General features: G+C 61.4%; 9 protein-coding genes. 1 reads left to right on the plus strand and 8 read right to left on the minus strand.

The window, feature by feature from the left end; all coding sequences use genetic code 11:
• Positions 1 to 96 precede the first annotated feature (96 nt).
• The gene (locus SJI03_RS01535; protein WP_322426029.1) at positions 97 to 1776 is read left to right on the plus strand and encodes an AMP-binding protein; all 1680 of its coding nucleotides are present in this window, start codon (positions 97 to 99) and stop codon (positions 1774 to 1776) included.
• Between the two features lie 74 nt (positions 1777 to 1850).
• Here SJI03_RS01535 and SJI03_RS01540 read toward each other — a convergent pair whose 3' ends face one another.
• The 8 genes from SJI03_RS01540 to hutC all read right to left on the minus strand — a co-directional run bounded on the left by SJI03_RS01540 (position 1851) and on the right by hutC (position 12475).
• On the minus strand, positions 1851 to 2831 hold the full coding sequence (locus tag SJI03_RS01540) for a choice-of-anchor A family protein (protein ID WP_099376416.1): 981 nt from the start codon (positions 2829 to 2831) through the stop codon (positions 1851 to 1853).
• Between the two features lie 198 nt (positions 2832 to 3029).
• Positions 3030 to 4754 carry a glycosyltransferase gene (locus tag SJI03_RS01545; protein ID WP_322426030.1) on the minus strand — a complete coding sequence of 575 codons (1725 nt, stop codon included), beginning with the start codon at positions 4752 to 4754 and terminating at the stop codon, positions 3030 to 3032.
• A gap of 152 nt (positions 4755 to 4906) precedes the next feature.
• Positions 4907 to 5176, minus strand: coding sequence for a type B 50S ribosomal protein L31 (locus tag SJI03_RS01550; RefSeq protein WP_034746247.1), 270 nt, complete (start codon positions 5174 to 5176; stop codon positions 4907 to 4909).
• A 227-nt stretch (positions 5177 to 5403) separates the two neighbouring features.
• Complete coding sequence (rho, locus tag SJI03_RS01555) at positions 5404 to 6666, minus strand: transcription termination factor Rho (protein WP_034746249.1); 1263 nt, start codon at positions 6664 to 6666, stop codon at positions 5404 to 5406.
• A 155-nt stretch (positions 6667 to 6821) separates the two neighbouring features.
• On the minus strand, positions 6822 to 7148 hold the full coding sequence (gene trxA / locus SJI03_RS01560; RefSeq protein ID WP_034780502.1) for a thioredoxin TrxA: 327 nt from the start codon (positions 7146 to 7148) through the stop codon (positions 6822 to 6824).
• Between the two features lie 302 nt (positions 7149 to 7450).
• On the minus strand, positions 7451 to 7909 hold the full coding sequence (locus tag SJI03_RS01565; RefSeq protein WP_099376684.1) for a response regulator: 459 nt from the start codon (positions 7907 to 7909) through the stop codon (positions 7451 to 7453).
• A 70-nt stretch (positions 7910 to 7979) separates the two neighbouring features.
• Entirely contained in the window at positions 7980 to 11303 is a 3324-nt protein-coding gene (locus SJI03_RS01570; RefSeq protein ID WP_322426031.1) for a PAS domain S-box protein, read from the minus strand.
• A 452-nt stretch (positions 11304 to 11755) separates the two neighbouring features.
• Positions 11756 to 12475 carry a histidine utilization repressor gene (gene hutC, locus SJI03_RS01575; protein WP_077408630.1) on the minus strand — a complete coding sequence of 240 codons (720 nt, stop codon included), beginning with the start codon at positions 12473 to 12475 and terminating at the stop codon, positions 11756 to 11758.
• Positions 12476 to 12623: the final 148 nt, after the last annotated feature.

The following is a 12623-nucleotide window of genomic DNA, read 5'->3' on the forward strand; positions in this document are numbered from 1 at the left end:
CAGCAAGCTGACCCAGGGCGGGGGCGGTTGCGGCTATAATTTTCTGCATCGAAGACGATAACAAGAGCGCGTCGCGCCACACACCCTGGAGACAGCATGCAAGCAATGAGTTATGTACACGGCGCCCACGAGACGCCGTTGATCGGTGCTACCATCGGCGCCTACCTGGACGGCATCGCCGCCCGCTACGGCCAGCACGACGCCCTGATCGTCGCGCACCAGAACGTGCGCTGGACGTATCTGGAGTTCCATCAACGCGTGCACCGCCTGGCCGCTGGCTTGCTGAAACTGGGCTTGCAGCCGGGCGACCGGGTCGGCATCTGGTCGCAAAACTGCGCCGAATGGGTGCTGACGCAGTTTGCCACGGCGAAAGCCGGCTTGATCATGGTCAACATCAACCCCGCCTACCGGCGCTCGGAACTCGAATACGTGCTCGACAAGGTGCAATGCAGCGCGCTGATCCTGTCGCCCAGCTTCAAGTCCAGCGATTACCTGGCCATCGTGCAAGACGTGGTGCCGGAAATCGCCCGTTCGCGCGCGGGCGCCCTGCAGTCGCCGCGCCTGCCGCAATTGCGCCACGTCATCCGCCTGGGTGCGGCCGCCACGCCAGGCATGCACAACTTCGACGCCCTGATGGATGGCATTGCCGATACCGACTTGGCGCATCTGGCCGAAGTGAGCGCTGGCTTGCAGTTTGACGACGCCGTCAACATTCAGTTCACGTCAGGCACCACGGGCGCGCCGAAAGGCGCCACCTTGACGCATCACAATATCCTGAATAACGGTTTCTTCATCGGCGAAGCCATGCGCCTCACCGAACAGGACCGCTTGTGCATCCCCGTGCCCCTGTACCACTGCTTCGGCATGGTGCTGGGCAACCTGGCCTGCGTCACGCATGGTGCGGCCATGGTGTTTCCCGGCGAAGGCTTCGATCCGAAAGCCGTGCTGGAAACCGTGCAGGCCGAACGCTGCACGGGGCTGCACGGCGTGCCGACCATGTTCATCGCCATCCTCGACCATCCTGACTTCAAGCAATACGATCTGTCCCAGTTGCGCACCGGTATCATGGCCGGTTCGCCATGCCCGATGGAAGTCATGACGCGGGTCATCGAATTGATGCACATGGCGGAAATCACGATTGCGTATGGCATGACGGAAACGTCGCCTGTCAGCTTCCAGACGGCGATCGAGGATCCGCGCGAAATGCGCGTGTCGTCCATCGGCCGTGTCCACCCGCACCTGGAAGTGAAAGTCATCGATGCGGAAGAGCGCATCGTGCCGCGCGGCGAGAAGGGCGAATTGCTCACGCGCGGCTATTCCGTGATGCAGGGCTACTGGGGCGATCCGGAAAAGACCAGCGAAGCCATCGATGCGGCGCGCTGGATGCACACTGGCGACCTGGCCGTCATCGACGCCAACGGTTTTTGCAGCATCGTCGGCCGCTCGAAAGACATGGTGATACGCGGCGGCGAAAACATCTATCCGCGCGAAGTCGAGGAATTCCTGTACCGCCACCCGAGCGTGCTCGACGTGCAATGCGTGGGCGTGCCCGATGCCAAATATGGCGAAGAGTTGTGCGCCTGTATCATCCTGCGTCCTGGCACGCAGGCCACCAGCGACGACATCCGCGCCTTTTGCGATGGGCAGATCGCCTATTACAAGATTCCCCGCTATGTGCGTTTCGTCGAGGAATTCCCCATGACGGTGACGGGCAAGATCCAGAAATACCTGTTGCGCAAGCAGGTGGCGACGGATCTGGGCTTGAGCGTGGAATAAATTTTTCGCCAGCGCATAAAAAAACACCGGGACGCTCGCGCGGCCCGGTGTCTTGCATTGATTCAGCGTAAAGCTTAAGCCATCGCGACTTGTGGTGCGCGCGCTGGCGTGCGGCGGCGCACGAAGGCGAGCAGGCCCAGGCCGGCCAGCAGCATGGCGTAGGTACCTGGTTCCGGCACGGCCGAGACGCTGACCGTGTTGAAGCCTGCGCCGTTCATCGAGACATGGCCATAATTGACCGAGCTGACCGAATTGGCGATCAACGTGCCGTTCATGCTGCCCGAACCGGAAAACGCGCTGTTCGGTGCCAGGATGCTGCCGTTGATGCCGACGTTGTTCAGGTTGGTGGTGGTGGCATTGGCGAAGTTGAGCAGCGTACGGTCGGCGAAGCTGCCGAAATTGTCGAAGCCGCCGCTCATGGTGATGTTGGTGGCTGTGCCATTGATGATGATGCTGGCCGTACTTTTCAGCGACGATACGTCCAGGGTCAGGTTATGCAGGTCGTTCGCCGCGATGGTGAAGACGTTGACGTCGGCGTTGACATCGCCGACCAGCTTGAAGCCGCCGTATTGCGAGATCACGGTGCCGTTCGATTGCAGCTTGGCCACATCGCCCGACAGGGTCGTCAGTTGCTGCTGGGCAGCTGCGAAGTCCAGGGTGGAAGCATTGCCCTTGCTGAAGGTGCCCGTTGGGTACCACGATGGCGCCGTTACGCTGCCGTTGGCATTGCTCACGCCATACACGCCCGTACCGTTGATGGTGCCGCTACCGATGTTCAGGTTGTTACCTGCGACCAAGGTGTTGACTGCGCTGCCCGGCTTCTTGTTCGAGCCGACGCTGTAGCTGTCCAGGTAGATATTGCCGCCAGCAGCCAGGCTGCCGCCGACGCTGGTGAAGCCACTGGCGTTGCTGCTGCCGATGTTGCCGAAGATAAAGGCCGAGTAGCCGTTGGCGACGCCGAGGTCAATCACGGTCGCCTGGGCCGAGGCGCTGAAGGAGAAGGCGAACAGGGCGGCGCTGATGAGCGGCAAGGTGCGGGCAGTAAATAATTTCATGGACAATCTCATGGTGAATGGGGGGACGAATAGGGCGGGAAAGCAAGACACCGCCATCGCGCAAGCCATCATTATAATCTAAAAAACAATTCTAGTTCAATTTATATAATTAACTATATTTAAAAGCAACACTTTTGCCGCTTTCGAAGTTTGCTTTGCGGGTAAGAAAAAACCGGGACAGGCCCGGTTTTTCGTGTGTTACCTGACGCGCTGGTACAGGCGGAAGCGTTCCACGTCATCCGTGGGACGGCGCCCTTCCCACAGCTTGATCCAGTCCGCCCCGTGGTGCTCGGGCAGCTGCTCCTTGCTGTCAGGCACCTTGATGCTGTCTTGCAACAGGAACACCTCGCATTGCTGCTGCCCCACCTTGGCAAATGGCAAGTGGCCGAAGTAGGCGAACGAGGCGCGCTGAGCGGCGCCGACGTTGCTGTTGATGCACTTGCTGCCTGGCGGCAGGTGGATGGAAATCTGGTGCGCCACGCTGGCGTAGCTCTTGCTGTAGTTCAGCGGCGGCAGGAACAAGGTCATGATCAGCACCCAGATCAGGATCAGGCCGCCGGACGACAGCACCACGGCGCGCCACAGCACGGCCGGCTGGCGCGAGATGCGCCAGTGCACCAGCGCCACCCAGCCTGCGCTGGCGCAGGCGGCCACGAAAAAGGCCAGCAAGTCCAGCTCGGGCTTGAAGCCTGGCATCAGTTTCAGGGCATTGTGCGACAGTTTTGGCGGCCAGCCCGTCAGGATGGCGAACCAGAACAGCCACAGCGCGAGGGCGCAGATGGTCAGCACCATCACGGAGAACCAGTCGATGGCGTTGATGGCGCCCCGTTTCATCGTCAGCAGGCCGAACGCGGCCATCACGGCCAGCGGCGGCAGCAGCGGCAGCAGCTGGCTCGGGTCGGGATCGGGATGGCACAGGCCCAGGATGGCCAGCATGGCAACAAAGGTCAGCGGCACGACGATGTGCAGCACGTGGTGCTGACGGCGCCAGGCATACACGGCCCAGGCGGCGAACGGCCACGCGGGCCAGAAGAACCAGATGCCGACACGCAAGAAATACTGCACGCTTTTCAGGCTTGGGGCGCTGAACTGGCGGCAATTCCATTCCATCCACGCTTGCAGCGGCGAGTGGCCGTACGGCTGCAGCCATTCGCCCGGCAGCAGCCAGACGAGGGTCAGCGCGACGCCGATCAATATGGTCAGCGCCAGGTGGCGTATGCTGCGCAGCAAGGGCAGGCGCAGGAAGATGGTGCACAGCAGCAAGGCGATGCTCAGTGCCGCCGGCGTGATCCAGCCGCGCGCCAGGGTCAGGCCGCCCATCGCCAGGCCCAGCAGGGCCGCATTGCGCACGGACGGGCCTTCCATGTAGCGCACGGCGCGGTACAGCAGATAGGCCATCAGGGACACGTACAGCGCTTCGGCCGTGATGTCGTGGCTGTGCTGCAGCAGGCCCAGGCAACCCAGGTAGATGAGCACGGCGGCATCGGCCAGGGTGCGGCCGAAGTCGTCCGGCTCGGGCTGGCCGCCGAAGGCCAGGCGCAAAGGCTGGGCGTCGTTGCGGCGGCCCAGGTTGAAAGCGGTGTACCAGACGGACAGGGTGCTGACGACGAAGATGCCGATGGTCGACATGCGCGCGCCAAAGACGTCGCCGTCGATCCAGCCGAACAGCTTGATGAAAATGGCGCCCAGCCAGAAGGCCAGCGGGCCTTCATCGGGCAGCGACAGGCCGGCCACGTTGGGCCACAGCCAGTCGTTCAGGCCGCCATGCGCCATGGTCCACATGATGCCGAAACTGGCGGCATCATCGTTCTTCCACGGTTCGCGGCCGATCAGGCCAGGCAGGATGTACAGCAGGCCAAGCGCAAACAAGGCCCATCGTGGCAGCGCGAGTGTGGCAGCGGCAGGAAGGCGGACTGGCTTCATCGATAATCGGTATCAGAATAGTGGCAAGACGCGACGAATGGCGTCGGGTATGCGCGAGTATAAAGTAAAGCGGCCAAAGACAAAAAAGGCAGCCGTAGCTGCCTTTTCTCTGGTAGCCGAAGCTGCCCTTTTTTGCCGCAAAGCGGCAAAAATCAGCCTGCTGCGACTGCGGTTTTCGAACCAACCGAACCGAACTTCTGACGGAACTTCTCGACGCGACCAGCGGTATCGACGATTTTGTGCTTGCCCGTGAAGAATGGGTGCGATTCAGCCGAAACCTCGATCTTCACCAGTGGGTATTCTTTACCGTCGTGGGTGATTTTTTCGCGGGTTTGGATGGTCGAGCGGGTGACGAATTTGAAATCGCACGACAGATCGTGGAAAACAACTTCGCGGTATTCTGGATGGGTATCGACTTTCATGGTCTTCTCTCTAGTTTGGTAGCCAAACAGCACTTCGTCGGTCGTCCTGCTTCTTGACCCGATTGCCGATCACTTGCCAGGGTTTAAAATAATGCAACCGTCGATTATATAGCGCTTTCGGGCCGCAGGCAATAAAAAAGCCGCTCAATGAGCGGCCTTGCGGGATGATCAGCGGACGGCTGGGGTCAGACGGGGTCGCCTAGACCCGTCGGGTCTGACCCCAAAAATCAGCCGCCGCGTCTCATCATATCGAAAAACTCTGCGTTGTTCTTCGTTGCCTTCATCTTGTCCAGAATGAACTCCATCGCCTCGATCTCGTCCATCGAATACAGCAACTTGCGCAAAATCCAGATTTTTTGCAGTTCGTTCGGCTTGATCAGCAGTTCTTCGCGGCGGGTACCCGATTTGTTCAGGTTGATTGCCGGGTAGACACGTTTTTCAGCCAGGCGGCGTTCCAGATGCACTTCCATGTTGCCGGTACCCTTGAATTCTTCAAAGATCACGTCATCCATGCGCGAACCCGTTTCGATCAGCGCCGTGGCGATGATGGTCAGCGAGCCGCCTTCTTCGATATTGCGCGCGGCGCCGAAGAAGCGTTTTGGACGTTGCAGCGCGTTCGCGTCGACACCACCGGTCAGGACCTTGCCCGAGGCAGGGATGACGGTGTTGTAGGCGCGTGCCAGACGGGTGATCGAGTCGAGCAGGATGACCACGTCTTTTTTCATTTCGACCAGGCGCTTGGCTTTTTCCAGCACCATCTCGGCCACTTGCACGTGGCGCGTGGCCGGTTCGTCGAAGGTCGAGGCGACGACTTCGCCGCGCACGGAGCGTTGCATTTCGGTAACTTCTTCCGGACGTTCGTCGATCAGCAGCACGATCAGGGTGATGTCCGGGTGGTTGGCCGTGATCGCATGCGCGATGTGCTGCAGGATCACGGATTTACCGGATTTCGGCGACGCCACCAGCAAGCCGCGCTGGCCTTTGCCGATCGGGGCGATCAGGTCGATGATGCGGCCGGTGATGTTTTCCTGGCCATTCATTTCACGTTCCAGGCGCAGCGGCTCGTTCGGGTGCAGCGGCGTCAGGTTTTCAAACAGGATGCGGTGTTTCGACATCTCCGGCGATTCGCCGTTGACCTTGTCGACTTTGACCAATGCGAAATAGCGTTCGCCATCTTTCGGGGTCCGTACCTCGCCTTCGATCGAATCGCCGGTGTGCAGATTGAAGCGGCGGATTTGCGAAGGGGAGATGTAAATGTCGTCGGTGGACGCCATGTAACTGGCGTCGGGCGAGCGCAGGAAGCCGAAGCCGTCAGGCAGCACTTCCAGGGCGCCGTCGCCAAAAATCTGTTCGCCGGACTTGGCGCGTTTTTTCAGGATAGCGAACATCAGCTCCTGTTTGCGCAAGCGGGCTGCGTTGTCAATGTCAAGACCGATCGCCATCTCAAGCAGGGCGGATACGTGTAGGGCCTTTAGTTCGGATAAATGCATATGTGTTGAGTGTCCCGAGACGGGATGTAAAGGTAGGGGAGGGGACTGCGTGGCGTTGATTAATTATTGGGGAAGGCTGTGCACGAATGAGGCAAAGCCGCTTCCCGGACGTTCCAGTCAGGCGGCGCTGCGGGCGCAGCGCTGCCTATCATACATTAAATGTTGCTGTCGACGAAAGCGGTCAACTGGCCCTTGGCCATGGCGCCCACTTTTTGAGCAGCCGCAACACCATCCTTGAACAGGATCAGGGTCGGGATGCCGCGGATGCCGAACTTGGCAGGCACTGCCTGGTTGGCGTCCACGTCCATCTTGGCGATCTGGATGCGGCCGGCGTATTCCTTGGCCACTTCTTCCAGGATCGGGGCGATGGCCTTGCAGGGACCGCACCATTCTGCCCAGAAGTCGACCAGTACTGGCAACTCGGATTTCAGGACGTCTGCTTCAAAAGATGCATCGCTAATGTGTTTGATATTTTCGCTCATATTTTCCTCAAATGAGGGTGGGATCAATAATGCCTGGAATTAACCATACGCTGGTTCGCCATCCATGCTTCCTGGAATGCAGTGAGAAGATGGGGACAATGGGCACGACTTCAATGTCTTGGAAGGTGCGACCAGAGGTATGCAGGCGGGGATGGCTGAAATAATAACCCATTTTTTCAAAGCGTGGCGATTATTGCAGAAAAACTTGAGGCATATCGTCCCCATGCGTGCCGGCAGGGCGGCAAAGCCGCATGCCTGCTGGCCTGCAGCGCCGTGTCCGCCCTCCCGTCCGGCCTGCGCGCTCAGGCTTGTACGCTGGCCTGACGCGCCGTGTGCTGCAGTTGCAAGTTCACCATCAGCTGCAATTCCGCGCTTTCCATCGGCTTGCGGAAGGTGCCCAATATATGCAGGCCGTTGGCCATGGCCAGACGTTCGGCCGCCAGGCGCACGGCCGAATGCAGGCCCGACAACAGGACCACGCCGCCGCGGAAGCCGTTTTCCGCCGCCATGCGCAAAAATTCGATGCCGTCGATGTCAGGCATGGACAGGTCGCAGATCAGCAGGTCGGGCTGGTGTTGCTTCAGGGTCGACAGCGCCTGTTCGCTGTGCGATTCGCAGCGGATGTCGAACTGGCCCATCTGCTCGAGCATGTCGCTGAGCACGTCGAGCATGAAAACGTCGTCGTCCAGCAGCAGCACGCGCAATGGCGCCAGGCCTGCTTCGTTGTGTTCCCGGCTTGCTTGGTTTGATACAGTGTTCATCGTCATGTCTTTCTGTTGATATGCATCGCTGTCGATGCCGATACCTTGCCGCAACCCAATTTGGCGATAGCTAATCGTCATTGGCAAAGCTGGTGTTATTCATGATTTGTTCGGTAATCTGTTCCAGCAGGGGCCACAGGCGCGTGACGATGTGCCGTGCCCGCTCTGCTTCGTCGTCCGGTTCGCCCGGCGCCAGGGTTTCCAGGTTGTGGCACAGCTCGGCCAGCCCCAGGGCGCCCACGGTGCGCGCCGACGACTTGATGCGGTGCCCCAGTTCGCGCACCTGGTGCACGTCGCCGCGCGCCAGGGCCGCATCGATGTCGCCAAAGCCATCCTGCGTGGTCTGCAGGAACTTGAAGGCGAACTTGCGCACTTTTTCCGGGTTGTAGCCCAGCAATTTGGCCAGGATGGACAGGTCGATCACTTGCGGGTCGCCTGCCAAGGTGGTCTTGAAGGCGGGCGCGGCGCGGCTGCGCGCCGGTGGCGGCGGCGTTTCGTGCGCCGGCAGCCAGCTGGCGATGGTCTGGTACATCATGGCTGGCTGGATGGGCTTGGAAATGAAATCGTCCATGCCCGCCTCCAGGCAGCGCACGCGGTCTTCGCTGGTGGCCGTGGCCGTCATGGCCAGCACGCGCAGGTGCGCCAGCTGCGGGTCGGCGCGGATGTGGCGCGTCGCCTGCAAGCCATCCATCAGCGGCATCTGCACGTCCATCAGCACGCAGTCGAACTGGGTCTGGCGCAGCAGGTCGAGCGCTTCTTCGCCATTGTTGGCCAGGCAGACGGAGGCGCCCGCTTCCTCCAGCAATTCCAGCGCCACTTGCTGGTTGAACGTATTGTCTTCCACCAGCAGGATGCGCGCATGCTTGAGCGTGCGCATCACCAGGGCCGCGTCGGCGCTGGCGCGCATGGCGGCCGCCGTCTGCACCATGCTGTCGAGCATGGCGGGCGCGGCCTGGTCGGAAATGCCCAGGTTGGCCGTGAACCAGAAGGTGCTGCCGGCGCCGGGACGGCTGTCGACGCCCACGTCGCCGCCCATCAGCTGCGCCAGCTGCTTGCAGATGGCCAGGCCCAGGCCCGTGCCGCCATATTCGCGCGTGGTGGAGGTGTCGGCTTGCTGGAAGGACTGGAAGAGTTTGCTCATTTCATCCTGCGACAGGCCGATGCCGTGGTCGCACACTTCAAAGCGCACCAGGCAGTGTTTCGCGTCCGCCACCACCCTGCGCACTTTCACGGTAATGCTGCCCTGTTCGCTGAACTTGATGGCGTTATTGGCGTAGTTGATCAGCACTTGCCCCAGGCGCAGCGGGTCGCCCACCAGCACGGCGGGCAATTGCGGGTCGATCTCGAACAGCAGTTCCAGGTTCTTGCCGGCGGCGCGCGGCGCCACCACCGTCATCAGGGTTTGCACGACGTGGTCGAAACTGAAGTTGACGTGCTCGATTTCCAGCTTGCCCGCCTCGATTTTCGAGATGTCGAGAATATCGTCGATGATGCCCAGCAAGTGTTCGCCGGCAAAGCGGATTTTTTCCAGGTAGTCGCGCTGGCGCGGCTCCAGGTCCGTCTTCAGGGCCAGATAGGCCATGCCGATCACGCCATTCATCGGCGTGCGGATTTCATGGCTCATGTTGGCCAGGAATTGTCCCTTCGCCAGGCTCGCTTCTTCGGCCACCTGCTTGGCCTGGTCCAGCTGCTCCGTGCGCTGCGCCACGCGCTCTTCCAGATGTTCATTGAGCTCGCGCAAGGCGCTCTCGCTGCGCTTGTGATACGTGATGTCCGTCAGGCTGGCCACCACCATGCCCACCTTGCCATATTCATCGCGGATGGCCTCGGTATTCACGGATAGCCACGACAGGCTGCCGTCGGGCTGCTGCACCCCCATCAGCACGTCGCGCATGGCTTCGCCCGTCGACAGGGTGATGTGCACGGGATGGCTGCGCTGGTCGAAGGCGGAGCCGTCTTCGCGGATGGCTTGCCACAGGCTGTTGCCGGCCGGACTGGCCGCCAGCATGCGCTCGGCGGCGGCATTGCTTTCCAGGATGTGGCCGTGGCTGTCCTGCACCACCAGGCCATTCGTCACGGCGCCGAACACGGAGGCCATGCGCTGGCTTGAGTTCGACAGCGCGATCGACGCCTGGCGCCGTTCGGTGATGTCGGTGATCATCGCCAGGGTGCCGCCCGGTTCGCCGTTGTCCGACTGGATGCTGGTGCTCGACAGCAAGCCCCACAGGCTGGACTGATCCTTGCGGAAGAAGCGGAAATCGACCTGGTCCGGCTGGCTGGCGAAGCTGCCGTGGCTGGCCAGGCGGCGCTGCATCAGCAACTGGCTGTCGCGGTCCATGAAATCGAGCAGGGGACGGCCCAGCATTTCCTGCACCGTGTAACCGAGCATGTGCGCCATCTTCGGGTTGACGAAGGTGGTCTTGCCGTTCGCATCCGTCATCCAGATGCCTTCGGCGGCCGTCTGCACGATCAGGCGGTAGCGTTCCGAACTGGCGTGCAGCGCTTCCTCGGCGCGTTGCCGTTGCGTCATGTCGCGCAGCGAGACGATGGAAAACACTTGCCCTGCCATGCGCAGCGGCGACAGGCTGACCTTGGCGGGGAAGTGCGTGCCGTCGCGGCGGCGCGCCATCATTACCCGGCCTGGCAGGCTGTGCCGCCCTTGCGGATCGCTCACGGAGTGGCTGGTCGTGCTTTCCGGTACCAATTGCTCCAGCGACATGCCCGTCAATTCGGCCAGCGGATAGCCGAAACAGCGCGCGCCGATCTGGTTGGCGTAATGCACCTTGCCCTCGACGTCGGCCACCAGCATGGCTTCGGGCGCCGCTTCCAGCATCGAGCGCATGCGCGATTGCTCGTCCTGCTTGCGTTCGCTGATATCGCAGACGATGCCGCTGGCCTGCGTGGCGGCGCCATCCGAGGCGCGCGACAGGACGGCACCGCGCGCCAGCAGCCAGCGCCAGTGGCCGTCGCTGTGGCGCAAACGGAATTCGCAATTGAAGGTGCCGGGTGTCTGGCCCTCCAGATGCTGGCGAAATGCAAGGCTCAGGCGCGCGCGGTCGTCGCGGTGGACTTCGGCCAGCCAGTCGGCCAGTGCATGGTCGAGCCTGGCATGCTTGTCGCCCAGGACGTCCTGGTACTGGGGCGCGAACTGCAGCCGGTCGGACTGGCGCCGCCAGGTCCAGCCGGCCATGGTGGCGCCGCGCAAGGCTTGCACGGCATCCTGTTCGGCCTGGGCCTGCGCGGGTTGGGGTTGGCGGTGCAACTGCTGGCGCAAGCGCCAGGCTTGCCAGCAAGCCAGTCCCGCCAGGGCGGTGGCGCTGGCGGCAGCATACGGCCACAGCAATGCCGGCGCCATGCCGTGCGCCGCCGCCTGCACCGGTAGCGAAAGCACCATGCCTGCCGCCAGCATCGTACGCGCGAGCCGGCGCAGCGCAGGGCGCCGTGGGCGTGGTGCGCCGAAACTCGTATGGCTGCAATACGACAAATGCATCCCTTTCTGGGGCGTGATTGGACTAGGCTGGCAGTACATGAGGCGCGCTCAAATAAACGCCTGCGGCGCTTTCTGGCGGCAACTATAGCATCGAATATTTACTCGGAGTATTTAAGTTCAGAAACGGCCAAAACGGGATTTTTTTCGCCCCGAAATGGCTGTTTTTTTCGCGATTTAGTGAGAATTCGTGAGAAAGTTTGCGCGAAATCGTGCTACGGAATCCAGCGATCTGTAGAACACCTGATAAAACCGTAGCGAGCGGCAGCGATTTGTGGCCGAGACGCGCAGCTGTGCTGAAGCACAGCGAGCATCACAGGCCGCAAAGCGCGACGCGCAGTAGGTTTTTCCAGGTGTTCTTAGGTAAAGCTGCCGGCGAACTGATAGCGGTGTCCGGGATGCCACATGGTGGCGATCGAGGCGATCTTGCCGCCCGAGCGCGTCTGGCGGCGCAGCACCAGGCAAGGCTGTTTGGTGTCGATGGCCAGCATTTCGGCGATGTCGCGCGGCGCCGACAGCGCTTCGATGCTGTAGGTGGCGCCTTGCAGGGGCGCGGCGGCCATCAGGTATTCGTTCGGCGTGATGCTGGAAAAATCCTGCGTCATGTAGTCGGGCGCGCATTCGGGATTGACCCAGCGGTCTTCCACCTGGATCGGCACGCCGTTTTCAAAATGCACGATCAGCGAATGAAACAGCGGGTGTTCCGGCGGCAGGCCGAATTGCTTGGCCAGCAAGTCGGAGGCCTTGGTACGTTCCAGCAATTGCAGGCTGCTGCGGTGGATATGTCCGCGCGCCCGCACTTCATCGGCGATACTCTTGATTTCCAACAAGGTCGCCTGGTATTTTTGCTGCGCCACGTAGGTGCCGGAACCCTGGCGTCGCGTCAACACTTGCTCGCTGGTCAGTTCGCGCACGGCACGGTTGACCGTCATGCGCGAGACGCCGAATTGCTTTACCAATGCTTGCTCGGAGGGAATCACGTCGCCTTCCTTCCAGCGTCCGGCGGCGATGCCGGCCAGCAGAAAATCCTTGATGCGCTGGAAAATGGGCGTATTTTCTTGTGTAGTGTGGTCGTCCAATGCGGTTTCTCCGGGGCACGGGCAGGGCGCGCCGCCGGCTGGAGGCGCGATGGCCGATTTTAGCACCGAGCACGATGCCTGCCGCCAGCCTTTTTGAATTCAAAAGCAAGCGCCGGAGTGTGGTGCGCATGGGCGCTGGCTATGCTGG

This window comes from Janthinobacterium sp. GMG1, from assembly GCF_034427795.1.
Taxonomy (GTDB): Bacteria; Pseudomonadota; Gammaproteobacteria; order Burkholderiales; family Burkholderiaceae_D; genus Janthinobacterium.